The organism is Exiguobacterium sp. UBA3968, assembly GCF_002385115.1.
GTDB lineage: Bacteria > Bacillota > Bacilli > Exiguobacteriales > Exiguobacteriaceae > Exiguobacterium_A.
Genome location: NZ_DGCW01000005.1, coordinates 818,927 through 840,776 on the forward strand (window position 1 = coordinate 818,927; position 21,850 = coordinate 840,776).

At 49.2% G+C, this 21,850-nt stretch carries 26 protein-coding genes; 16 read left to right on the plus strand and 10 right to left on the minus strand.

Translation table 11 applies throughout. The annotated features are described in order from the left end of the window. Nucleotides 1–2 precede the first annotated feature (2 nt). Both B3S86_RS05965 and B3S86_RS05970 read right to left on the minus strand, forming a co-directional pair. Nucleotides 3–605, minus strand: coding sequence for a TetR/AcrR family transcriptional regulator (locus tag B3S86_RS05965; protein WP_290750293.1), 603 nt, complete (start codon nucleotides 603–605; stop codon nucleotides 3–5). Nucleotides 606–723: 118 nt separating this feature from the next. Then, on the minus strand, nucleotides 724–1,776 hold the full coding sequence (locus B3S86_RS05970) for a hypothetical protein (RefSeq protein ID WP_290750296.1): 1,053 nt from the start codon (nucleotides 1,774–1,776) through the stop codon (nucleotides 724–726). A gap of 290 nt (nucleotides 1,777–2,066) precedes the next feature. Here B3S86_RS05970 and B3S86_RS05975 point away from each other — a divergent pair, with 290 nt between their 5' ends. The 3 genes from B3S86_RS05975 to B3S86_RS05985 all read left to right on the plus strand — a co-directional run bounded on the left by B3S86_RS05975 (nucleotide 2,067) and on the right by B3S86_RS05985 (nucleotide 5,461). Next, nucleotides 2,067–3,359 (plus strand): globin-coupled sensor protein, encoded by a 1,293-nt coding sequence (locus B3S86_RS05975; protein ID WP_290750299.1) that lies wholly within the window; start codon nucleotides 2,067–2,069, stop codon nucleotides 3,357–3,359. Between the two features lie 78 nt (nucleotides 3,360–3,437). Next, nucleotides 3,438–4,133 (plus strand): hypothetical protein, encoded by a 696-nt coding sequence (locus B3S86_RS05980; protein WP_290750303.1) that lies wholly within the window; start codon nucleotides 3,438–3,440, stop codon nucleotides 4,131–4,133. Nucleotides 4,134–4,519: 386 nt separating this feature from the next. Next, a complete protein-coding gene (locus B3S86_RS05985) occupies nucleotides 4,520–5,461 on the plus strand; it encodes a sensor domain-containing diguanylate cyclase (RefSeq protein ID WP_290753218.1) in 942 nt (313 codons plus the stop codon). A 51-nt stretch (nucleotides 5,462–5,512) separates the two neighbouring features. Here B3S86_RS05985 and B3S86_RS05990 read toward each other — a convergent pair whose 3' ends face one another. After that, entirely contained in the window at nucleotides 5,513–6,133 is a 621-nt protein-coding gene (locus tag B3S86_RS05990) for a hypothetical protein (RefSeq protein WP_056061341.1), read from the minus strand. Nucleotides 6,134–6,288: 155 nt separating this feature from the next. On the opposite strand from B3S86_RS05990, the gene B3S86_RS05995 reads away from it, so the two are divergent. Genes B3S86_RS05995 through B3S86_RS06015 form a run of 5 tightly spaced genes read left to right on the plus strand, consistent with a single transcriptional unit; the run spans nucleotide 6,289 to nucleotide 10,459 of the window. After that, the gene (locus B3S86_RS05995) at nucleotides 6,289–7,767 is read left to right on the plus strand and encodes a carboxypeptidase M32 (RefSeq protein ID WP_290750307.1); all 1,479 of its coding nucleotides are present in this window, start codon (nucleotides 6,289–6,291) and stop codon (nucleotides 7,765–7,767) included. Next, on the plus strand, nucleotides 7,767–8,489 hold the full coding sequence (locus B3S86_RS06000; protein ID WP_290750311.1) for a glycerophosphodiester phosphodiesterase: 723 nt from the start codon (nucleotides 7,767–7,769) through the stop codon (nucleotides 8,487–8,489). The genes B3S86_RS05995 and B3S86_RS06000 overlap by 1 nt, the downstream gene beginning before the upstream one ends. 13 nt (nucleotides 8,490–8,502) lie before the next feature. After that, nucleotides 8,503–8,952 carry a hypothetical protein gene (locus B3S86_RS06005; RefSeq protein ID WP_035408033.1) on the plus strand — a complete coding sequence of 150 codons (450 nt, stop codon included), beginning with the start codon at nucleotides 8,503–8,505 and terminating at the stop codon, nucleotides 8,950–8,952. Between the two features lie 10 nt (nucleotides 8,953–8,962). After that, nucleotides 8,963–9,520, plus strand: coding sequence for a guanylate kinase (locus tag B3S86_RS06010; protein WP_214853717.1), 558 nt, complete (start codon nucleotides 8,963–8,965; stop codon nucleotides 9,518–9,520). Nucleotides 9,521–9,571: 51 nt separating this feature from the next. Then, nucleotides 9,572–10,459 (plus strand): aminoglycoside phosphotransferase family protein, encoded by an 888-nt coding sequence (locus tag B3S86_RS06015; protein ID WP_290750322.1) that lies wholly within the window; start codon nucleotides 9,572–9,574, stop codon nucleotides 10,457–10,459. A 75-nt stretch (nucleotides 10,460–10,534) separates the two neighbouring features. Here the strand turns inward: B3S86_RS06015 and B3S86_RS06020 are convergent, their stop codons facing one another. From B3S86_RS06020 to B3S86_RS06035, 4 genes are all read right to left on the minus strand, one after another. Next, nucleotides 10,535–10,783 (minus strand): hypothetical protein, encoded by a 249-nt coding sequence (locus B3S86_RS06020; RefSeq protein WP_231496855.1) that lies wholly within the window; start codon nucleotides 10,781–10,783, stop codon nucleotides 10,535–10,537. Nucleotides 10,784–10,863: 80 nt separating this feature from the next. Next, nucleotides 10,864–11,349: a tetratricopeptide repeat protein gene (locus B3S86_RS06025; RefSeq protein WP_290750328.1), complete on the minus strand. Its 486-nt coding sequence runs from the start codon at nucleotides 11,347–11,349 to the stop codon at nucleotides 10,864–10,866. Nucleotides 11,350–11,421: 72 nt separating this feature from the next. After that, nucleotides 11,422–11,865, minus strand: a complete 444-nt coding sequence (locus B3S86_RS06030) for a MarR family winged helix-turn-helix transcriptional regulator (RefSeq protein WP_035408025.1) — start codon at nucleotides 11,863–11,865, stop codon at nucleotides 11,422–11,424. Nucleotides 11,866–11,936: 71 nt separating this feature from the next. Further along, nucleotides 11,937–13,013: a GTP pyrophosphokinase gene (locus B3S86_RS06035; RefSeq protein WP_231496854.1), complete on the minus strand. Its 1,077-nt coding sequence runs from the start codon at nucleotides 13,011–13,013 to the stop codon at nucleotides 11,937–11,939. A 140-nt stretch (nucleotides 13,014–13,153) separates the two neighbouring features. On the opposite strand from B3S86_RS06035, the gene B3S86_RS06040 reads away from it, so the two are divergent. Next, the gene (locus B3S86_RS06040; RefSeq protein ID WP_290750335.1) at nucleotides 13,154–14,290 is read left to right on the plus strand and encodes a Six-bladed beta-propeller, TolB-like protein; all 1,137 of its coding nucleotides are present in this window, start codon (nucleotides 13,154–13,156) and stop codon (nucleotides 14,288–14,290) included. A 130-nt stretch (nucleotides 14,291–14,420) separates the two neighbouring features. Here the strand turns inward: B3S86_RS06040 and B3S86_RS06045 are convergent, their stop codons facing one another. After that, nucleotides 14,421–14,843: an organic hydroperoxide resistance protein gene (locus B3S86_RS06045; protein ID WP_023468292.1), complete on the minus strand. Its 423-nt coding sequence runs from the start codon at nucleotides 14,841–14,843 to the stop codon at nucleotides 14,421–14,423. Nucleotides 14,844–14,951: 108 nt separating this feature from the next. Between B3S86_RS06045 and B3S86_RS06050 the strand changes: the two genes are divergently transcribed. Beyond that, nucleotides 14,952–15,383 carry a MarR family winged helix-turn-helix transcriptional regulator gene (locus B3S86_RS06050; protein WP_290750339.1) on the plus strand — a complete coding sequence of 144 codons (432 nt, stop codon included), beginning with the start codon at nucleotides 14,952–14,954 and terminating at the stop codon, nucleotides 15,381–15,383. Nucleotides 15,384–15,400: 17 nt separating this feature from the next. On the opposite strand, the gene B3S86_RS06055 is transcribed toward B3S86_RS06050, so the two are convergent. Beyond that, nucleotides 15,401–15,856, minus strand: a complete 456-nt coding sequence (locus B3S86_RS06055) for a hypothetical protein (RefSeq protein WP_290750343.1) — start codon at nucleotides 15,854–15,856, stop codon at nucleotides 15,401–15,403. 126 nt (nucleotides 15,857–15,982) lie between these two features. Between B3S86_RS06055 and B3S86_RS06060 the strand changes: the two genes are divergently transcribed. Genes B3S86_RS06060 through B3S86_RS06075 form a run of 4 tightly spaced genes read left to right on the plus strand, consistent with a single transcriptional unit; the run spans nucleotide 15,983 to nucleotide 19,684 of the window. Next, nucleotides 15,983–16,474 carry a PH domain-containing protein gene (locus tag B3S86_RS06060; protein ID WP_290750346.1) on the plus strand — a complete coding sequence of 164 codons (492 nt, stop codon included), beginning with the start codon at nucleotides 15,983–15,985 and terminating at the stop codon, nucleotides 16,472–16,474. After that, a complete protein-coding gene (locus tag B3S86_RS06065; RefSeq protein ID WP_290750349.1) occupies nucleotides 16,471–17,919 on the plus strand; it encodes a PH domain-containing protein in 1,449 nt (482 codons plus the stop codon). Before B3S86_RS06060 ends, B3S86_RS06065 begins: the two co-directional genes overlap by 4 nt. A gap of 34 nt (nucleotides 17,920–17,953) precedes the next feature. Continuing rightward, a complete protein-coding gene (locus B3S86_RS06070) occupies nucleotides 17,954–18,874 on the plus strand; it encodes an alpha/beta hydrolase (protein WP_290750352.1) in 921 nt (306 codons plus the stop codon). Between the two features lie 18 nt (nucleotides 18,875–18,892). Continuing rightward, complete coding sequence (locus tag B3S86_RS06075; protein WP_290750355.1) at nucleotides 18,893–19,684, plus strand: protein phosphatase 2C domain-containing protein; 792 nt, start codon at nucleotides 18,893–18,895, stop codon at nucleotides 19,682–19,684. 35 nt (nucleotides 19,685–19,719) lie between these two features. Here the strand turns inward: B3S86_RS06075 and B3S86_RS06080 are convergent, their stop codons facing one another. Next, on the minus strand, nucleotides 19,720–19,866 hold the full coding sequence (locus B3S86_RS06080; RefSeq protein ID WP_023468299.1) for a hypothetical protein: 147 nt from the start codon (nucleotides 19,864–19,866) through the stop codon (nucleotides 19,720–19,722). Nucleotides 19,867–20,014: 148 nt separating this feature from the next. Here B3S86_RS06080 and B3S86_RS06085 point away from each other — a divergent pair, with 148 nt between their 5' ends. Together B3S86_RS06085 and B3S86_RS06090 are read left to right on the plus strand one after the other, a co-directional pair. Next, entirely contained in the window at nucleotides 20,015–20,611 is a 597-nt protein-coding gene (locus B3S86_RS06085; RefSeq protein WP_214812949.1) for a DUF1129 family protein, read from the plus strand. A 21-nt stretch (nucleotides 20,612–20,632) separates the two neighbouring features. After that, nucleotides 20,633–21,817 (plus strand): hypothetical protein, encoded by a 1,185-nt coding sequence (locus tag B3S86_RS06090; protein ID WP_035408013.1) that lies wholly within the window; start codon nucleotides 20,633–20,635, stop codon nucleotides 21,815–21,817. The last annotated feature ends 33 nt before the right edge of the window (nucleotides 21,818–21,850 follow it).

Consider the following 21,850-nt stretch of genomic DNA (forward strand, 5'->3'; position numbering starts at 1 on the left):
CCTCAATTGTTTGGGATCGTTTTCGACATGCCACGCCAGACGATTGGCCATACGGCTTGCTGTCTAGCATGAAAGGCGTCGACGCCGTTATAGACAAGTTCTGTCAGCGTACCTTCAGCGACCGTCAAATAAGCAAGCGCTGCACTTTTGTAATCCGTCGAATAGAGGATCTGTTCCGTTCGGTCACGTTCGCGTAACAGACGCGTCAATAAATCATGCAGTGAATCGAAGAACGGGTTGAAGCGATCGGTCATCTCTTGTTCGAGTTTTTCTGGTGGAAAATAGGCTGCCCGAAGGATGAATCGCATCAGGACATCATCCTGTTGCTCTAAAATGAACCAATCGAAGAAGCCGTGCAAGGATTGCTCGAGCGGTTGCTGTCGTGTTTTTGTGAAATACGTAGCGAAACGACGCTTTTGTTCCTGCAAGGCATATGTCGTCGCTTGCAGAAAAAGGTCGTCTTTGCCTTTATAATGCGCGTAGATGGACGGTTTTTTGATGCCGACTTCTGTTGCGATCTCTTGTAGCGATGCTCCTTCATAACCATGCGCTGCAAAATGATGGATGCTCGTCTGTAACAATTGTTGCGCTTTCAGATAAATCACCTTCCTAACGGTCGTTAGGTAATACTGTAACAGGAAATTTCATGGGCAGTCAATGAGAGTGTCCTACCGCACAAAAAAACTGACTCCGCCATGGCGGAATCAGTTTTATAAGGAATCATTATTTATTCATGACACGACCGCGTGTTGCGACGCGTGAACCGACAATCCCAGCGAATGATGTGAAGATCAGTGTCAGAAGGAGACCGACGAACGCCCAGATCGAAACTTTCGATGCCGTTTGTGTCGCTTGTTCCGTTTGCTGACGAACATCTTGAACCGTTTTCTTCAAGTCAGCTGATGTCTCGTCAAGTGTTTGTTTCGCATTATTGATTTGTTGCGTTGTTTCTTTTGTTGCCGTGTTTAAACCATCGACAATGTTTTGCGTCGCTTTATCTGCCTCGGCGCCTGTAAGATCCGTGTTCTTCGCAACAGCGTCAGCGATTTTCTTTTCATCGACGGATTTCTCGATTTTCTCAGATCGTGCTGTCAATGAATCACCGAGATCCTGAACGATTTTGTCGAAGTCTTCTGGTTTCGTAATAGCCTCTTTACCGGCAGCCGTGACGTCATCTTTGACAGCATCCAGTTGACCTTGCAGGTAATTAGGTTGTAATTCTTTGATGTCTGTATCCTTAAGAATTTCTTCGACGTTTCCATCGAGTTCCTTCGTATCGATATCTGAGACGTTTTTCGTAACGGAGTCGAATCCTTTCGTCGCAGCGTCTTTAGCAGTCGACGCAACAGACCCGATGCCGCTACCGGCAGCTCCACCGACTGTTCCGAGTAATGAACCGACCGATTGTAACGTATTGACGGTCGTAAACGTCAAGAGAGCGAACAAGAGGATGACGCTCGTCGACCAAGTCAAAAATCCGTGAATGAGACCGGCTCGAGCTGACGTCACACCAGAAACGAATCCGGCAACGAATAACGAAATGAGCAATGACAGAATCGCCCAGATGATCAAGCCTGTTCCGACGCCATCGAACGGGTTATTCGACGTGACGTCCGTGACGCCGAGACCGATCGCCGATCCGATCAGACTGAAAAGAATCAATAAAGATAAGAATGATACCACACCGGCAAAAATTGAACTCCATGAAATGTTACGACCCGCATCGTCCGCTTCCGCTCGGAAATGGGATGAAAAGCCTTTATTTGTTTTTTCCATAATCAGCACTACCTCTCCCAAAATTAATCTTTCAAGTTTGAGATGTTCATGAATAGCAAAGCTTCACCTCAAGTTTCTTACGCGCATAGCTCTTATATTTCCGGGAAGTAACAATGAGAAACCTAGTATTACAGTTACATGATTAATGATCGTATGAACTTCAAAATATCCGGAATATTCCAACATGCAATTACCATGACATGTAGAAAGAGACTAACGTATCCCTTTAAAGGTCAATCAACGGTGACGATATAAGAGGTGAAGTGAATTTAAAACAAGGAGATGAATATATGAATTGGTTTAAGAAATCACCTTCACCTTCCTTTGACGCGCTCATTGAAGTCGAAGGCACGCATGTCATATTGAATGTTCCAGCATCTTTACATGAACAATTACGTCTAATCGGTCTACACGCCATCGATTTACAAATTGCACGAGTCATCCGCGAGGATGTTTCCCGTTGGATGCCGAGCATGGTCGATGCGTTCTACGAGGAGTTAGTCCGGGTTCCGTCTCTCCGTCAGTTGATTGAAAAACATTCGACACTCGAACGATTGAAAGGCACCCTCGCTCGGCACATCTTACAAATGTTCGATGGTCAGGTGACAATGGACTACATCGAAGCCCGGCGCCGGATTGCTGAACGGCATGTTCGGATCGGTTTGCACAATAAATGGTACATCGCTGCCTTCCAGAAAGTCTGGAATGTTCTCAGTGAGAAGATTGACGACAGTGCTTGGCCGGAAGCAGAGCGCGTCCGAATCATGCGGGCAGCGGGAAAACTATTCAACCTCGAACAACAGATCGTCATGACGATGTATGAGGATCAAATCGATGAAGAACGCCAAGCGATCGTGACAGCAAAACAACACGTCGGGGATGGCGTTCAAAAATCGACCGAGGAACTCGCTGCGATGAGTGAGGAGTCGTCAGCGAACTTCCAAGAGATTGAACGGCACGCTAAACACGTCTCAACGACGACAAACGCGATTTCGATCCAGTTGACGGAAGCGGTCAGTGAAGCAGAAGCGGGTGTCGTCCTGGTTGAAGAAGAGACACGGCGCTTTGAGCATGTCGTTGCAGATTTATCACGGACGACCGAACAAGTCGCTGAACTGTCCCGTCTGTCGCAGGAAATCGAACGAATCGCTGGGATGGTGACGACGATTTCTGATCAGACGAATCTACTCAGTTTGAACGCCTCAATCGAAGCGGCACGTGCCGGGGAGATGGGACGCGGGTTCACCGTCGTTGCGCAAGAAATTCGGAAGCTTGCCGAAGAGAGTAAACAGTCGGCAACAGAGACGTCGCGGATCGCCCAAGAGATTACGCAAAAGATGCTCGTCGTCTCAGAGCGGATGGGAACGACGGAGACAGCGGTCGTCCGGACTACGACAGAGATGCAACAAGTCGTCCGTGCCTTTTCACGGATTTCGGAACAGACCGACAATGTCTCGCGGCAAATTCATGAACTATCGACTGATACGAAGGATGTCGCCGGCACGATCGAAGGCATGCGTAAGATTGCAGAAGCGATTGCTGAGACAGCGGATGATTTACAAGAAGTCGCCGCGACCCTCTGATTTAGTCCTCCTTTCCATGTGAAAGGAGGACTTTTTTGACGTTTTATGGAAAAATAAAGCTGGAGGTGTGGAAGGTTTATGGTGCAGAGTCTATTATTGATTGTTTTATGCTTTTTCGCTTTGATCGGACGTTACCTGATGACAGGGGAACTCGCTCCACGTGAGTTGTATGGATTACTTGGTTTAACGGGCGTCGCTTTCTTGATCGGTGGAGTCGAATGGTGGCAAATCCGGCGTGATTTGCGTTATCGTGGACGAGAGGCAGGGGTGTCCGTTCACTTAGCGGACCGGGCGACCCAAAAGACGAATACGGTTTTTCTCGCGCATGAACAATGGCTGACGTTCTCACGACGTTATGCCACGTGGTGGCAGGCGATCCTTGTGCGCTTCAAGAAGTTTGAATCGTTTTTCCTCGATGTAACGTTCGACGGAGAAGGAACCCGTCTTCAAATTAAAGAAACGAGAACGGAATGGCTTCGCAATACGACACATTTCGTGATTCGTAAAGATGGACGTGACGTCGGTACAATCCGTACCGATCCGGCACTTCGTCAGCAATTGCGATTACAAGAAGTTTTACTCGTCTCGTATGCCGGTCAGGAGTATCAAATTCGTTCCTCAACAGTCAAAAGAAAGATCGGCGTTTATCAAAACGGGGACTGCATTGCGACGGGTTCACGACACGGGGCGCAACTTGACTTTGATTGTGAGACGAATATACGTCTATTAGCTGTCGCAAGCATGATCGTCTTTCGACTTGTTTATTCAAAATGATTTTATTTCAAATACCTTATTGCTGTTAAAATAAAATGAATCGGTTTCAAGGGAGTACGGCATTACATACTAAACGGCTCCGATTACGAAAAATCCGACTGGCTGATACGGAAGCGATGTTTAGAACGGATTGTGGAACAATGGAAATGGTAGTGAGGGATTAGCTGCAGTCCTTGTCTTTGGTTTTCAAGAAATGCTCCTTTATAAGGTTTCAGTCGCCCATAATATCGATAAAGCTCCAGGAGGAATCATGCAGAAGGTCGGTATGATTCAAGAAGGAGTGTATGGGTGATGATTCGCAATACGACTGGAAAATATAAGGATTGTGCAATCGATTATGATCTAAAAAGAACGAATAACGAATGAGGTGTGATACGTTGCAAGAAATGACACTGTATCGGAATTTTAACGAACTGGCAGATGATGTATTGGAATTAGCGAAAGAGATTCTACCTGATCAATTGTTATATTTAACGACGATCGAAGAAAACCAACAGATGATTTTACGACTCTCAAATGATCATCAACGAATCGAGATTCGAGCAGGACAAGTGTTTGAGATGGAAAAGACACTTTGTCGTCACATCAATTTCGAACAGAACGAACCCATCTGGTATGAGTCCATTAGCGATGACGAGCGCTTAGAAGATATGCAGGACGCATTAAAAGCGTTACAGATCGAGTCCTATCTCGGGATTCCAATCAGTTTAACGAATGGTCAAACCTTTGGTACGTTGTGCGCTGTCCATGATGAAGCAAGTCAATTCGAAGAGAAGAGCATTCAACTTCTCCAACGGATCGCGAAACTGTTTTCGTATTACCTTGAGCTCGAACAATTTGCTTGGAAGGACACGCTAACACAATTGTATAACCGACGTTATTTGACGAGACAGTGGGAAATGGAACAGCAACATTCCGGTGCACTGTTTTATCTTGATCTCGACGGATTCAAGCAAGTGAACGACGTGTATGGGCATGAGACCGGCGACCAAGTGTTGGTCGATGTCGCGAAACGACTACAGGATAGTACACGTTCTTATGAAGACGCGTTTACTGTCCGGATCGGGGGAGACGAGTTCTTGATTCGTTTCACCCATCAGAAGACGAAAAAGGAGTACGAACGAATTGCGCAGCAGCTCCTTCAGAAACTTGGAACATGGCAGACGCCATACGCTGTCTCGACCAGCATCGGGATCGTGCTGTTTGATGATGAAACCATTAAGCTAAAAACAATCATTCAACAGGCAGACCGTGCGTTATATGCCGCAAAAAAAGACGGTAAGAATACGTTTCGTTTTGCGGATGCTGTCTCACATCGCATCCAATAATCAACGAAAAAACGCGATGTTTCCTCACAAGGAGGAGCATCGCGTTTTCAATTAACCGGTCTTTCGAATCGATTCGAACAAGCGTCCCTTATAGACATCAGCGATCGTATTGAGGAACGTCTCGCTCAGTTTTTTCGGGAAGAACGGTTTTGCATAGACATACTGGTAGGCTTTCTTCAAATCATCCCATTGTGTACACGGTTCGGTTTGACGGAACCTTGCGACATCGATGATCCGTGTTCCATTTGCCGTTAACAAAATATTGCGTAGATGAATATCTGATGGATTAAGACCTACGGCGCGTGCCTCTGCTAGCGCTGCATCGACTGTCGTTAAGACGGATTCTGGAATATAGGTCCCGCTGACGAGGCATTCGAATAACGTTTGTCCCTCGATGTATTCGAGCACAAGGTAATCGGGTCCATATTCGAACATCCTCGCATACGTCGAAAACGTCGTCAGTTGTTCATAAATGCCGCCTTCTAACTCAGCGAGAGGACGAAATGACGGATAGAACTTCTTGATGACGCGGTCGGTGCCACGAACCCGGAATACATAGGCGCTACGACCGGTGCCGATCCAGTCGAGCTCTTTTGGGAGATGTTCGATCGTACAGACCGGTCCCGTTTCTTTCAACTGAATCAAATCGGCTAACTCAGCGTCTGTCTTCACTGTTGCCACTTCCTTTCGCTCTGCTTGATCGTATGTTCATTATACGCTCATCTGACGGGAAAAGTTTCAAAAATCATTCGTGTGTGAAAGTTTTGAACATTTTGTGATATGCTAAAAATGCTACACTGTTACATACTTCAAGGGGGTCTCTAATCATGTCAACGACACAACAATGGCGCGACCATTTTGATGGTCTTCGCGCATACGAAGAAGCCGTCGCATTACTATACTGGGATATGCGGACATACATGCCGGATCAAGGTGCAGCGAACCGTTCCGCTTCAATCGGATTCCTCTCAACAGAGAGCTTCCGTCGCCGGACAGGGAAAACGTACCAACAATTACTGGCAGCGATGGAGCAAGAGACGCTGACGGGCATCGAAGCAATCTCGTTCGCGAAAGCAAAAGAAGCATTCGATCGCGACTCGAAGATTCCAGAAGCCGAGTATCAAACGTTCATCACGTTGATCTCTGAGGCAGAGAGTGTCTGGGAAAAGGCGAAGGACGCGAATGATTGGTCGATGTTTGAACCATATCTCGAGAAAATCGTCGCGATGGAACGCCAGTTTGTTGAGTATTGGGGTTATGACGCGCATCCATACGACGCATTGTTGCATGACTATGAGCCAGGGATGACGGTCGCAACACTCGATCCATTGTTTGCGGAACTCCGTCAAGCAATCATTGGTTTGCTCAGTCAGCTCGAAGGAAAAGACTTCCCGACGCTTGATTGGTCAGCGGACCGCGAGACACAGATCGCCTTGAATCAAGAATGGCTCCGTGATATCGGTTATGACTTCACGTCCGGTCGATTGGATGAGACGGTTCACCCGTTCCAAACGACGATCAACCGGAAGGATGCGCGGATCACGACGAAATATGATGAGAACGACTACCGGAACTCCGTCTTCGGCACGATGCATGAAGCCGGACACGCGACGTATGAGCAAGGTATCGAACCGGAACTCGATTCTCTCGGTCTCGGTGAAGGTGCTTCGATGGGGATCCACGAATCACAATCACTGTTCTTCGAGAATTTCATCGGACGTAATCAAGGCTTCTTATCAGCGCGTTATCATGGTCTACAACAAGCAATCCCGTCGCTTGCTGATGTCCCGTTCGAACGCTTCTACGCAGCGGTCAACGAAGTCAAGCCGTCACTCATTCGGATCGAAGCCGATGAATTGACATATGCCCTTCATATCATCATTCGGTATGAGCTTGAAAAGCGCCTGATGACGAAAGAACTCGAAGTGAAGGATCTCCCGCAAGAATGGAACCGTCTCTATAAAGAGTATCTCGGCGTCGATGTCCCGAGTGACGATAAAGGGGTCTTACAAGACGTCCACTGGTCAGGAGGCTCGTTTGGTTACTTCCCAAGTTACGCGCTTGGTCTCGTCTATGCAGCACAATTGAACGAAGCGCTTCGTCGTGACGTCGAAAACGTCGATGGTCTGATTGCAGCTGGTACACTCGCACCGATCAAAAGCTGGCTGAAAGAAAACATTCACCGTCACGGGAAATCGAAGACACCGGCTGAACTGATCGAAGCAGCAACGGGTCAATCGATCTCGGTCGCACCCCTCGTCAACTACTTGACGAAGAAATACACGCGTGTCGTCGAGGCACTCTGATGTTATGGTTTGCACACCGCGGTGTCAGTGACCGTTTTCCTGAGAACACGCTTGAAGCAATCGCCGCTGCGATCGAAGACGACGTCGATGGTGTCGAGTTCGATGTCCATTTCTCAAAGGATGGTGTTGGTGTCATCATTCATGACGAGACTGTCAACCGGACGACGAACGGGACAGGGCGTGTGATCGACATGACGGTCGCTGAACTGCAAGCACTCGATGCCGGAGCACGTTTCAAAGGGGAAGCGATCAAGACGAAGATTCCGACGCTTGACGAAGTACTCGCAATCCTCGCACCAGCGACACTGCGGCTCAACATCGAGCTGAAGACGGATACGATTCGCTATGATGGCATTGAGGCGTATGTCCTCGAGCGTTGCGTGGCGCACGGCATTGCGACGGATCGGTTGTTGTTCAGTTCGTTCAACCATTATTCGGTTGCTCTGATTCGCAAGCTTGACCCGAGCGTCGAGACGGCGATTCTGTATCCGTATCCGATCTATCATCCGGAAGAACAAGCCCTCCGGATCGGTGCGACAGGGATTCATCCCGATTACCGACGCGTGACGGAGGCGGATGTCGCGTTCGCTCACGCAAGAGACGTCACGGTTCGGGTCTATACCCCGAAGACGATCGACGATGTCCGTCAGATGCAAACGATCGGTGTTGACGCCGTCATCGTCAATGATCCAAAAGGAATGCGCGACACACTCGAAGGATGAGGAGGAGGAAGGGATGCGCAAGGAATACGTATTCGTCATTAGTTTGTCGCTCGTCGCTTTATTCGTCGGTCTCCAGCTCGGATTTGCCCGCTTGCCGGAACCAAAACCGAAACAAGTGACGACGACACCGATGCGCCCTGCGGATTATGAGGCAGGACTTGCATCAGCGAAACGTGAATTGAAGCAGATTCAGCGCTTCACCTTGAAAAGCACCCTTCCTGCTAATGGAACGACGGTGACTTGGATCTATGAGACCCCATCCGATGAACGGATTGCGGTCGATTGGTACTATGTTGAGAGTTACCCGGAAGCTCAAGTCCAGATGACACGTAATGAGACGTCCCGGATCATCTCGTATGAACGCTACTTGATCGTCATCCGACCAATATACGGGACGGTCGTTGATAGTGAACTAGAACAGTTCGCGCTCCGCTTTACAGGTTATTTCACGACACAACAATAGGGGGAAAACGATGTCAGGTAAAATCATTCTCTTGATTGGTGGATCGGGCAGCGGAAAGTCTTCCCTAATCAAACGTCTGCGGACGGAATACGCACACGTCCGGTTCATCCCGTCCGTGACGACACGACCGAAACGTCCGACGGAAATTGATGGAGCAAGCTATCACTTCGTCGACGTCAAGACGTTCCAGCAACTGATCCAAGAGGACGGGTTCATCGAATACGCGCATGTTCACCGCGCGTGGTACGGAACACCACGGCAAGCGTATGTCGATGTCCTCGAGCAGGATCAAATCGTCATCAAGGACATCGATCCAAAAGGAGCAGCAAACTTTAAACGTCTGTTTGGTGACCAAGTCATCACGATCTTCGTCTCGGTCCCACCCGATTTGATGAAGGAGCGATTGTTGATGCGCGGTGATACACCGGAGTTCGAAGCGCGACTCGTCGATTACGAGGAAGCGTGGAAAGACCGCGATCACTACGATTATATGATCGAAAACATCGATTTCGAAACGGCGTATGCCGATCTGCTTGAGATCATTGCCAGCTATATCCCACAGGCATGACGAAGAGGACGCAAGTAAGCGTCCTCTTTTTGTCTTCAGAAAGGAGTCTTCATGCTACCAGATCATCCATTACTGACTGATATCGATAGCGTTAGACGGCTTACCGGACGCTCGCATCAAGCCGTCTGGTCCGTCAAGACGGCAACAGCACACTACATCGTCAAGGTCGTGACGGACCCATTAAGTCGTCAGTTTGAACGTGAGGCGGCTTTAATGATCCCAGAACAAAAGGGCATTTCTCACGCCTTACCGCTAGCGACCGGACGGACTGCGACGACCGCGTACGGCATTTATCCATACCTACCCGGACGAACCGTTCGAAGCGTGCTTCTCGAGTCACCAGAATTAGCCCCTCGACTCGGCCAGGAGGCAGGGCGAGCGTTGAGATGCATTCATGACGTGATAGCACCGAGCGGGACGGCGGCATGGAAGGAACGTTGTCAGGCGAAACATGACCGCTATCGCGCAGCGGTTGATGGGTTGCTTGAGCCAGAGTGGATCGAGCGACTCGATCGGTTCATTCTTTTGAGGCTCTCCCTTTTAGCTGAGCGTCCGAATCAACTGCAACATGACGATGTCCATCTCGATAATCTTCTTGTTGAGAATGGACATCTTTGTGCCTTCCTCGATTACGGGAACCATGATTACGGCGATCCGTGGCATGACTTCGTCAAATGTGGGTTGTTTCAAGTCGAGACGAGTCCCGTCTTTGCCCGTCACATGATCGATGGATACTTTGAGAACGAAGTACCTTCTAACTTTTGGCAAATCTACAGCCTCTATATGGCGATGGTCGTCTTCTCGTCTCTCGTCTGGGCAAAACGGTTCGATGTAGACGGATTGGAGGCAATGCAACGACGTGTTCAGCGGATCATCCGAGACCACGATGGGTTTCAGTGTGAAATACCGCTTTGGTATGAGAGGCAAAGCCATGACTAAAAAATGGATTCGTCTCTCACTTGAAGAGAAACGAATCCATTATTTTTTGAGTGGACCTTTAAATGAAAAGGGAGATTACCATTCGAATCCTTCTTCACTATACTTGCCGTTCGAATTGAAGAACCGTTCTTCTGTTTTACCGTTTACCGTATTCGTATAAATCACGTAGACGTCGAGATGATCGTTTTGATCCGCCATCTTCTTAGCGGCTTTCTTAGCATCCGCTTCAGTCGTATATGTTTCTGACTTACTTGCCTTGCCGTGTTTTTCTTGCCCTTGTTCTTCATAACCTTCTACTGTCCATACTTTTTTTGATGACATCATTAACTTCCTTTCCTGCCAAAAGCGAGTCCGCTTGGCTGTTACATTATGCTGTGCGAACCAATCCATCGTCAACTGTTGCTTTATTCCGTGTCGATCTCGTCCAAATGATCGGCATAATAACGAAGTGCCCGGTTAAATGTCTGAATCGAGGCGTCCGACGACGTCGCAGCAAGACTCTTGAGTAACCGACCGACAGCCTGATTGACTTGACCAAGGTTGTACTCCGTCATCGCGAGGAATGCTTGTAAGGCGTGGGCGTCTGGAAATTCAAGCAACGCGCTTCGGAAAACGCTTGATGCTTGTTTGAACTGACCGATGACGCGGTATGTACTGCCGAGCCCGATATAAGCTTGCAAGCGGTCCTCACCAGCAAGACCGAGCGCAAGTGCTTGTTCATAGTAGGGGACAGCAGCCTGTTCCTCACCAAGACTATCATGACACCAGGCCATCTGATAGAGGACCGTCGGATCGTTAGGGGCTGTTTCGACATACTGACGGACGAGTTCCTTTGCTGCTTCATACTGCCCTGTCTTTCGTAAGTGTTGGACTGATTCGAAATCAAACATCGTGTTTCCTCCTAATCGATTACTAAAAAACGGATCCAATCGCTTTTGACCGGATCCGTTCCATCGAACAGCTTAGACTGTTTTTTCAAGCTTCGTTAAGAGCGAACGGAACAACTCCAGTTCCTGATCCGAGAAGTCCTCAAAGACGTCTGCAAGGTAATCCATCTTCATCGACTCGAGTTTTTCGTAAAGCTCGATGCCTTTCGGTGTTGCTCGCAGTTCGACGACACGACGATCGAGCTCGCTCCGCTCACGTGAGATCAACTCTTTTTTCGTCAATTCGTCTGCCAGAGCCGTAATCATGCTTGCTGAAAACTGGAACTCTTGTGAGAGCGCTGAAGCAATTTGTGGACTGTTCGCACAAAGTGATTTTAAGATGAAGAACTCGTTACGTGTCAAGTAAGTCGTAAACATGCTACGCACGTCCTTTTTGATCGCGCGGTAGTTCATCCGTAATCCTTTTTCCGTATCGACGATCAACTGATCGCGTAGTGCTACTTCTAGTGTAGTTGCCATGTATCCTTCACTCTTTCTATACCGTAGTTTCTTTCACTCGTGATTTAGTATAGTGAAAAATTTTAGTTTAATCAATATTTTTCTCTTGAATCATCTGACTCGACGACACGGGCGACTTGAGCGACGATTTCTTCGACGTTACGTAACTCCGGATAGAAACGGCGGAAGAAGTAGTCAATGCGGTGCGTATCTTCGCCAGCGATCGTCAATGCCATACAGATATAGGCGATCCCGATTCCTTGACGAGGCAAGAATGGGTTCGGCATGACCTTTGCACAACGTAAGGCGAGCGGACTATGTGTCGAGACCGCTTCAATCAGTTCACCGTACGTCCGGATATCGACGTAATGGAACATCCGAATCAGTTCGTTGATCAGTTGTTGATCGGAATCGAGCATCATCTGTGACGTGACGAGTCGTTTATCGAGCTCGTTGATGACCGGGGAATGATCGATGAAATAGTTCAAGTTATCTGCCGTGATCCGGACTTGATGGGGATCAGACAAGATTTGTTGAACGGTCTCGTCTTCAAATTGTTTCAACTGTTTCTTGATATTGACGAACTCCTGATCGGCGATCTCTAGAAGTCCTGCCACTCGACTGAAGCTACGCCGAACTTCTGCCGGGACACTGTTCGGATTTTTATATCCGAGATCATGCTCGATCTCGGCCCACGCATGTTGGAGGATCGAGCGGATCTGAATCTCTGCCGTATAGTCCTTGAAACGTCCATACTCGCTCAAGGCAAGCCGCTGTTCACTGAGTGACGCGACGAAGTGGACCGAGAGGTAACCGAATTCCGTCGTATCAAGCAAGGTCGACTTATCGACCGATTGATCGCGATCGATTGCGAACTCATTCTCGATGATGCGTGCCGCTTCCCGGACATCGTCATGGAAATAAGTGACGATCCGGATCCCGGTCAAGTCATGGACGTCCTTGAGGGAACGGTATTTGTTCGGTTGCCGTAAGACTTTTTGATACAGACTCTCGGAGTCCTTCGTCCGGGCGACGATTGAGTGGTACTTGATACCCGCTGCGTCTAACAGCTCGGACAGAAGCATCTTCAACTTGTCGGCATAGGCATCGTATTCTTCCTTATCGTTGACATATTCGAGCATCATCGTATTTAAATCTTGTGATTGCACCGTTTCGCACCTTCCTCATCCTGTAGTCATCTAGCCATATTGTAGCACTCTGCTTCGTTAAACGCACAGCAAGACCCTGTTTGAAGCAGTACGATTCGTGGGAAAAAGACAAGTAGTACGTGTCCGGGAGGAGATTAATCATGGAAATAGTGGATGCCCGTGCTTTACCCGCCGATCATATGGATGTCTTGCATGTCACACCATCGTCGATCTATTTTCGACGTCGTCTTGATGACGCCCGTTACCACATCAGCCGATATGATCTTGAAGATCAGGAACAGGTCGATCTAACGCCAGAAGCCTTGACGGATCACGGACCGACCCGACCGTTCGTGCGGCACGGAAGAGTCTATTGTTTGAATGAACATACGCAAGAGCAGGGCGGGGAGACGGAAGTGCTCGTCCTCGATCTCTTGTCCGGGAAACGCGAGCAGATTGCGTCGTTTTATGTCGAAGGGGATTTGACGCTCTACTGGGTGCTCAATGAGAATTATCTCGTATTCTTACAAACGACCGATACGACGTCCGCGTTTTTGTATGACGTCAAAGATGAGTCGCGGCAGACGATTCGCGATCCACGGCTCTACGGGATGACGGAGAATTACCGGGAACTCTATTTCTTTCTCGTCACGCTCGAAGAGAAGGAGTACATCGTCTGTAATGCTCGGCTCGATGAGTTCTCGTTCTATGATGCCCTTGAAAGTGGTGTCATCTCACCAGAAGATCCGATTGATCACTCCGAAAGTCTGTTGATCGCACCACTGTCGACCTTGATTGAGGAGATTGAACAAGGTGTCGAACATTTATCATTTGCGACACTACTGAAATTAGATGGGGAAGGGGATACCGTCCAGTATCTCGGGGAACAAGAAGGGCATCTCATCTTCAGTGCCTATACCGATCGTCTGAACGAAGAAATCTTTTACCGGATCGATACGGAAGCGAGTGTCGAAGAGGTCGCCCGGATCCAGTGGAGTGACTACGAACCGCTCGATTTCACCTACGATGATGTTGAGTCAACGATCTTCATCGTTAATGACCGATCCGAGCACCATCATGAAGTAATCAACTTACGCAACGGTGCCCGATTCCTTGATAAAGAACCGTTCGAACGTGTCTTACGCGGACGTTTCTATCTACACGAAGCGATTGGAGACAACGCGGAACCAATGGTCACCGTCTATGACGCAGAACACAATGAACGCTATCGGTTCGAGGATGCCTATTATGTCACCGTATCCGGGGAACTCGTCATCTTATCGGTCCATCAACTTTAAAAAAAGGCGGTTGTTCTTTTTGTAAGAGCAACCGTTTATCATCTAGAATAAAATTATTTCAACTACCAAAATAAATACAAAAAATAAAACCAGCCGAGAGTAAACCTCAGACTGGCTAGAAATGCTACACTTATTCTGCGTCAGTCGTACGTGTGTAGACGTCGACTTGAATGTTTCCAGCAGTTGCACGTGAGTAAGGGCAGACCGTATGCGCGACTTTCGCAAGTTCAGCGGCCGCTTCTTCTGAGATCCCGCGGACGAGAACATCGAGTTCGACGGAAAGCATGAATCCGTCAGCTGCTTCGTTTAATGTCACGTGTGCTGTGACTTCACTGCCATCGTGTTTGATCCCTTGTTTGCGAGCGACCATGTTCAAGGCAGAGTCGAAGCAAGCAGAATATCCTGCAGCAAAGAGTTGTTCTGGGTTCGTTGCTTGTTTTTTCGATCCTGGTACTGGCATTGCGAGGGCGACGTCAAGGATTCCGTCCTCCGATACGACGCGTCCGTCGCGACCTCCGACAGCTGTTGCAGATGATGTGAACATTGGTTTCATGTGTGTAACTCCCTTTCGTTGTTAGATTCAAATAAGTAGCTTACAATTAGATTGTATACAATTTAAATCGAAATGCAACTCGTTTGCTCACGATAGGAGGAATTTTTTATGAACCCGTTAGCTTTAGATGAACAACTCTGTTTTCCGTTTTATGCGATTTCGCGTGAGATCACGCGTCGTTATCGTCCGTTACTTGAACCCCTCGGTCTGACGTATCCACAATATCTCGTCATGCTCGTCGTCTGGGAGGAGGAGGGACAATCGCTGAAAGCCATCGGCGAACGGCTCCATCTTGACTCCGGTACGTTGACGCCGTTACTAAAGAAACTCGAAGCAGCAGATTTGTTGCGACGCGTCCGTAAGCCGGAAGACGAACGGCACATCCAGATTTTTTTGACAGATGCCGGTCGTGCGTTACGGAAACAAGCAGAGACCATTCCGCTTGATCTCGTCCAAACACTCGACGTCGATGAGGAAGACTTACGCGTCGTCAAAGCGGCACTGAATCGTCTCGTCATGACAATGAGCGACCCGGATTAACCGGATCGCTCATTGTCTTATTTACGGCGGAAGCCTTCTTCTTCAAGATAATTCGCTGCTTCCTTATACGAGTTGAATGCACCGTCTAAAAGATCACCGGCGTAGACGAGCCACGTGTCGATGTCTTCATTGAGTAACGTCAATTCGAACTGGTTATCGTTGACCCATGTTTCTTCGAGTGTTTCGACCGATTGGACTGTTGAGAGTGCTTTGATTGCATCTTCTAATAAGAGAATTAAAGCAGGCTCTGAGAATTCACGGATGTTGACGAACCCTTTTTCGTCCGTTTCATAACCTGGTAGACCGGCGGCATAGACGAAGCCGTTACCGTTCGGATGTAAATGATAGACGAGATTCTTCTTCTCGTACTGACTGTCCGGAAATTGGAAATTGACACGCTTCAGTGAGACATCTTTTCGGACGAGTTGCGGGAACGTCTCGATAATTCGTAATTTTTGTTCAAAAGTTAACATGGTTCCTCCTTGGTGTTACAGTTCTTCACTTCTATATATGCGATGAATTCAAACAAAATGTCAACCGCTGTCTGAAACCAAGCGACGTTTTTAACCGTAAATGGAAACGAAAGGAAGTGTTTTTTGATGTCTACTGTACAATGGCATACGCTGCCAGAACGATCGATTCTAGCAGAACGGCTCGGATTGTTGCCGTTACACGGCTTAATCGCCGTCATCTTGATCGGAACGACGATCACCCAAGTCATGTGGCTCGACCTGACACCTTGGTGGATGGGCATCGTCGGTCTGCTTTGGCTGATCTATTTCATTCCCCGTATCGTCTACATACCCGTTCTTCGCTTGAAGTATATGCGTTATCGCATCGATGAGGAATTTCTCGTCGTCCGCAACGGCATCTTCTTCCGCCGCGAAGTCACCGTGCCGCTCGTCAAGGTGCAATTGATCGATAGCCAAACGGGACCGATTCTGCGTCGCTATGATTTGATCACACTTGATATTCGAACGGCATCCGGCTTCGTCACGTTGTCAAGACTCGATCGTGCTCAAGGAGACGCGCTACGCACACAAGTCGAACGATTCGCGAAACTCGAGGAGCGGGAGGAGGAATCGTTATGACCCGGCGCGTCCACCCGCTGTTCATCGTGATGTCGAGTATCTCGATCATCCGCTCGCTCCTGATTCCGTTCGCCGCCTTGATTTTAAATGCGATCCGAAAAGGCGAGATCAACACCTATACGTGGATCGGGATCAGTGTCGGGATTGTGTTCGTCCTCTTATACGGGATCGCCTCCTGGTATTTCTATACGATCACGATTGATGCCGAGACGATTCGGGTCCGCAAAGGAATTCTCCAAAAAAGTGAACGGACGACGCAACGTAAACGGATCGAGTCGATCGGCATTCAGCAAAACGTCATCGAACGACTGTTGCGTCTTGCGACGTTGACCGTCGAGACATCGTCTGAGAGCGGAACACCGGAAGTCGAACTAAAAGGGATCCGACTTGATTTTGCGAAAGAACTGAAATCGTCGATCAAAAACGAGGGACAGCTCGTCGTCGAAGAACAACAGGCGGAAGTCGCCTATACGATCCCTGTCCGCGATTTGGCATTAGCTGGTGCCTTGTCGGGACGCGTCGGACTAGCGCTCGTCGGGATCGGGACCGCCTATCAATTCATCGATCAGTTCATTGAACGTTATGTCGATCGACTGTTCTCAGAACTCGCTCATTTATCGTTGTTCGTTTTGACGGGACTTGGCGTACTCGTCTTACTCGTCATCTACATCGGCTCGATCATCGTCTATATCTTGAAATACGGTTCGTACCGTGCCGTTTTGCAACACAACCGATTGTTGATCGGGTACGGGATGTTGAACCGGACCGAGGTCGCGTTTCATGCTGATAAGATTCAAGCCCTCGTCATTCAGGAAAGCTGGATTCAGCGTTTGATCGGACGAGCGAGCCTGTCCTTGCACATCATCTCAGCGACCGGAGAGAAGGAGCGACTGTTGCTCCATCCGTTCATCCGGACGAACGAGATTGATCCGTTTCTGGCGACATATCTGCCGCGCTTTCGACAGTTCAGTCCGCAGCATGAAGTCGCACCGATTGGCTTTCGCTACCGGGTTCGTTGGCCGTTACTCGGTTATGCGCTGTTGTTTACTGCATTAAGCAGTGTCGTCATCATCGTCCTTGATTCCTCATGGCGCTTCCTGATCTTGCTTCTGTTCATCTGGTTACCGTTCTATTACTTCGCTGTGCGCAGCGGTTACCGAAAGACCCGTTTCGGAACCGGCCACGATCTCTTGATGTTACGCAAACAATGGGTCCAAAAAGAGACCGTCTATACGCCACGACTGAAAATCGAGGAATTGACCTGGTCCGTTTCTCGCTGGCTCGAAGCAAAGGAGATTGCCCGGATTGAGATTCAACTACGGGGCAATACTGCTTTTAACGCGCTTTATTTCGAACGAACGGATATCGATACCTTACAGCGCTGGTATAAACAATCGTTCCTTTCGACCCCGTTAGCAGGGGAAGTGAAAACCGACGACGAATAAGGAAAGACTCACTGTCGGAAAGGAAGCGAAGCACATGCGCAAATGGGGAATCGGCATCGTGTTGCTCGTCACGTGTCTGCTACTGTTCATCGTCTATGATGGATACCGGATGCAAGAAACATTGATCGGTCAGTCGGACGCTTCTCCGATTCTGAAGACGACGAGAACGGACGGACAGGTGACGAAAGACGAGACATGGTTCAAACAAACGAGCGAGACACAGCAATGGTCGAAGGACGGGCTCGTCCGCTTCGGTCGTTATCTACCGGTTGACGGTAGCAAACAGACAGTCCTCCTCGTCCCGGATGAGATGATGTTTTCACAGACCGGTGTTTATGCACTTGCCCGCTATTACCATGAGGCGGATTTTAATGTCTTACTCATCGAACGGCGTGGTCAGGATCGTAGCGGTGGCGTCCGGAATTACGGTTGGCTCGATCGACTGGATGCCTTGGAATGGACGAAGCGCTTGCTTGCTGAAAACGGAGACGATACACGGATCGTCTATCATGGACTCGGTGTCGGCGCATCGACCGTCTTACTCGCTTCTGGCGAGACCGTACCGACACAAGTCCGGGCGATCGTTGCTGAAGGAGCTTACGCCCGACTCGACGACTGGTTCAGTCTACTCGCGGATGAACAAATCCTTTACCCGGCACTGCCGTCTCTGACGGTCGCGAGCATGTGGAACAAAGGTGAGCAGGATTTCTTTTATGGCGACGTCTCGGTGACGCGCCAAGCAACGAAGAGTCGGGTTCCGACGATGTTCATCCACGGACTGAAGGACGATCTCGTCCCGGTTCGGATGATGTACGAACTGTATCAAGCAAAAACGGGATTAAAACAATTGTATCCGGTTCGCGATGCCGGTCATGACGAGACGTATATGATGGACCCGGACAACTACGAAAAACGATTACGCTTATTCCTGCAACCGTACTTGCGGGAGATGTAAAGAAGGGAAGACTGATGCATGCAGACGACACAATCATCCTACTACTGGGTCGGATCCGACGAACCATTCGTTGACACGAAGCAGATTGACCAGATTGGTCGGGTGACGCTCGGTCGATTCGGAGGCTGCTCAAGAAGCGGTCAATATAAAAACGAAGACGGGGCTGCCATCTTGATCGGCGACGATTGGGAGATGACCGTCGTCTTAGACGCTCATAAGACAGCGGATAGTGCAGCACTTGTCTTAGAGCAGTTGGCACAACACGAGTCGCGTATTCGGACTGATCTTGATGCACCACTTACGGAAGCATTCCGACGGATCGAGACGACCGTGCTGGATCTATTTCAAGACCCGGACTTTTTAGCGGCGTGTGCGATGTTGCAAGGAGAAACCGCTTGTTTGATCGCCGTCCGCAAAGGGCGCTTCATCTGGTGGTTATCCATTGGTGATGTCGTCTTGTACCTGTTTCATCCAGAGTTGATGAATATGGGACAAGCTGCTTTAAACCAGCGTCAATTCTATGAATGGATCGGTCGTGCAAATACGTTTGCCTTACCGGTACCAAGTTACGCGCGTGGGATCCGCGAATTGCGTCAAGGTGACAACCGATTGTTCGTGACGACGGATGGTTTGCTCGAATGCCCGGGAACACCGTATGCTGAACCGAAGCAGATGGAGGACACTTTACGATCAGGTGGTATTGCTGAACTCCTCTCGACGATCGAAGTACAGGGCGTTCGTGACAGCACGACGGTCGTCACGTGGACCGTCACGATTGACGAACGCGTCACCCAACCAAGTGATACATGAAATAACCCGCGCTCCTGCTTGAGCGCGGGTTATTGTTATTCTGTTTCAGGCGTTTGTTCCTGTTGCTGATCGAGTTCGACCGGTTCTTGGTCAACGGGTGGCTTCGCTTCAGCCAACGGGAAGGCGATGCCCGCACTTGTCAGTAAGGTGATCAAGGCGGCGCTCGTCAATGTTTGACGCATGGTTCGACACGTCCTTTCTATCTGATTCCGACACTATATTTTAATAATTCTGAACATTTTTCATCGTTTCGTCAAGCAATCTTTTACTTCCACTACGTATTCTTCCCAAAAACCCAGTATACTTAAACATGAAAAAGGGGGAAATCGATTGAAATTAACGAAAGCCAACACACGTTTATTAGAAACCGTTTTACCACGATTGAATCTGAACGTTGCAGAACCGGACCGGACGGAAATTGAAGACCGTCTGCGGGCAGATATCTACGAAGCCCAGCGGAAGCAGCGTCCATTCGAAGAGATTCACGGTCGATCCGTCGAAGCACGCCTCGATCAGATGATCGCTGAGTTACCACAACGACATCGGATGGAGACGCAAAAACGCTGGACACGAAACTATGTCTCCTCAATTCTGATGTTCATCTTCATCGAAGGGATCGACGGATTGTTCCAATTCGCCCTGATCGATTACTTATTCTTCTCAATCATCGCTCTTTTCTTGATCGATGCGATGTCACAAGTCATCACGGCACCTAAGATCAAACAAGTCAAACCGCGGGTGTGGATTCAATTCGTCATCAGTTTCATTTTATTCTCAACCTATAAGGCACTGCTCGTGACGGTCTTCCCGGCACCGGACGTCTTGATTCAAGTCAGCGGAATGCCGTCTTATCTCATCGGCATCGCGGGACTCGTTGGTCTCTACATCTACTGGTCAAAGAATCCGTTACGAAAACGCGGCGCATAATTCGCGAGAGGGGATGGTTGCGTGGAGTTCACACATTGGAAACGACGGTTGCAAGATCATTTCGAACGAATGGGATTTTCCTTACTGACGGAACGCCTAGCGATGCAAGACATGGTCAAACTCGAAGCGACACATGGTGCCTTCCTGTTCTTCCCGGTGACGATTCATCTCTATGAACGGTCCGGCTGGAAGATGGTCGCGTTTGAGGCAGAGACGGGGGAGGATCCGCAACTCGTCGAGCAGCAGATTGCCTCGTTGTTCCAACTCTTGATGGTGACGTTCCAAGAAGAAGAGCGCGAGTTCTTACTCGGATTTCATGCGAATACCGGTCGTTACCTGACGGACCGTAATGCACCCGTCGGACGGCTCGTCCGTCTGATCGAAGAGTGCTGGTATGACGGTGACGTCCTGCGAGTCGACACATTCGATCCGTTTCCGGGACTGTTCGTCGCACCACCTTTTGCCCATCAAAGTTATGCCTTCATGCCGGAAGAACGGACGTGGCGCTTATCCGTCGGGCGTACTGGACGTCCGGCGAACGATTATCGTTTCGACGGAACGATTTTGTCCCCACACCGCTTACCGGAATCGGAATTATTTACTGTGACACCAAAGTCGGTACCGTTAGAGGATGAAGAGGCGATCCGAAACTTACTGGAAACGGAACGACAGACGATCGCTAAGTTCCATGATCGTGCCATGGCGACGATTCGGGCGTACGACCCATCATTTGGTTTTGCTTGGCGCGGGACGCAGACATTTTTCCACGGTGTTCCGGTCAATCCATTCGCACAGCGCTTGTGGCTCGAGAACGGCGTGACGCGTTACCGGATTCTACAACAAGGATCGACGCGATTGCTTGCTTCCGGTGAGACTTGTGACGCTGTCATCGAAATGCTCGATGCTGCCGTCAGCAGTGAAGAACCGGATGGTCAATCCGTCAGTCCGATTGGTCAACTGATCCTCGGGATTTGGCAACAGATCGAGTCGGACGAAGCAACGTATATCACGAACGTTGATTGCCGCGGCATCTCGCGTACACAAGCCGATAACCGGATCCGCCACGCGCTAGCAAGGCAAGAGACGATCGAGTGGGTGCACCGGGCACCGAACGAAGATGATATTTGTCGCTTTGCCGGTCTGACGTTGACCTTCCCGCATCGTCCACCGGGTGTCATCACGATTGAACGAACGGAAGCAGAATAACACGAACAGGCACGTCCGCGAGTAAGCAGACGT

What these genes read in the sequence shown, in the direction of transcription:
- B3S86_RS05975 (WP_290750299.1), top strand. Translation starts at nt 2,067, where the DNA reads ATGAATTGGTTTAAGAAATCACCTTCACCTTCCTTTGACGCGCTCATT.
- B3S86_RS06080 (WP_023468299.1), bottom strand. Translation starts at nt 19,866, where the DNA reads ATGCGTCAAACATTGACGAGCGCCGCCTTGATCACCTTACTGACAAGT.
- B3S86_RS06055 (WP_290750343.1), bottom strand. Translation starts at nt 15,856, where the DNA reads ATGTTAACTTTTGAACAAAAATTACGAATTATCGAGACGTTCCCGCAA.
- B3S86_RS05995 (WP_290750307.1), top strand. Translation starts at nt 6,289, where the DNA reads ATGTCAACGACACAACAATGGCGCGACCATTTTGATGGTCTTCGCGCA.
- B3S86_RS06025 (WP_290750328.1), bottom strand. Translation starts at nt 11,349, where the DNA reads ATGTTTGATTTCGAATCAGTCCAACACTTACGAAAGACAGGGCAGTAT.
- B3S86_RS05980 (WP_290750303.1), top strand. Translation starts at nt 3,438, where the DNA reads ATGGTGCAGAGTCTATTATTGATTGTTTTATGCTTTTTCGCTTTGATC.
- B3S86_RS06070 (WP_290750352.1), top strand. Translation starts at nt 17,954, where the DNA reads ATGCGCAAATGGGGAATCGGCATCGTGTTGCTCGTCACGTGTCTGCTA.
- B3S86_RS06005 (WP_035408033.1), top strand. Translation starts at nt 8,503, where the DNA reads ATGCGCAAGGAATACGTATTCGTCATTAGTTTGTCGCTCGTCGCTTTA.
- B3S86_RS05970 (WP_290750296.1), bottom strand. Translation starts at nt 1,776, where the DNA reads ATGGAAAAAACAAATAAAGGCTTTTCATCCCATTTCCGAGCGGAAGCG.
- B3S86_RS06000 (WP_290750311.1), top strand. Translation starts at nt 7,767, where the DNA reads ATGTTATGGTTTGCACACCGCGGTGTCAGTGACCGTTTTCCTGAGAAC.
- B3S86_RS06030 (WP_035408025.1), bottom strand. Translation starts at nt 11,865, where the DNA reads ATGGCAACTACACTAGAAGTAGCACTACGCGATCAGTTGATCGTCGAT.
- B3S86_RS06060 (WP_290750346.1), top strand. Translation starts at nt 15,983, where the DNA reads ATGTCTACTGTACAATGGCATACGCTGCCAGAACGATCGATTCTAGCA.
- B3S86_RS06050 (WP_290750339.1), top strand. Translation starts at nt 14,952, where the DNA reads ATGAACCCGTTAGCTTTAGATGAACAACTCTGTTTTCCGTTTTATGCG.
- B3S86_RS06040 (WP_290750335.1), top strand. Translation starts at nt 13,154, where the DNA reads ATGGAAATAGTGGATGCCCGTGCTTTACCCGCCGATCATATGGATGTC.
- B3S86_RS05985 (WP_290753218.1), top strand. Translation starts at nt 4,520, where the DNA reads ATGACACTGTATCGGAATTTTAACGAACTGGCAGATGATGTATTGGAA.
- B3S86_RS06045 (WP_023468292.1), bottom strand. Translation starts at nt 14,843, where the DNA reads ATGAAACCAATGTTCACATCATCTGCAACAGCTGTCGGAGGTCGCGAC.
- B3S86_RS06010 (WP_214853717.1), top strand. Translation starts at nt 8,963, where the DNA reads ATGTCAGGTAAAATCATTCTCTTGATTGGTGGATCGGGCAGCGGAAAG.
- B3S86_RS06015 (WP_290750322.1), top strand. Translation starts at nt 9,572, where the DNA reads ATGCTACCAGATCATCCATTACTGACTGATATCGATAGCGTTAGACGG.
- B3S86_RS06075 (WP_290750355.1), top strand. Translation starts at nt 18,893, where the DNA reads ATGCAGACGACACAATCATCCTACTACTGGGTCGGATCCGACGAACCA.
- B3S86_RS06020 (WP_231496855.1), bottom strand. Translation starts at nt 10,783, where the DNA reads ATGATGTCATCAAAAAAAGTATGGACAGTAGAAGGTTATGAAGAACAA.
- B3S86_RS06065 (WP_290750349.1), top strand. Translation starts at nt 16,471, where the DNA reads ATGACCCGGCGCGTCCACCCGCTGTTCATCGTGATGTCGAGTATCTCG.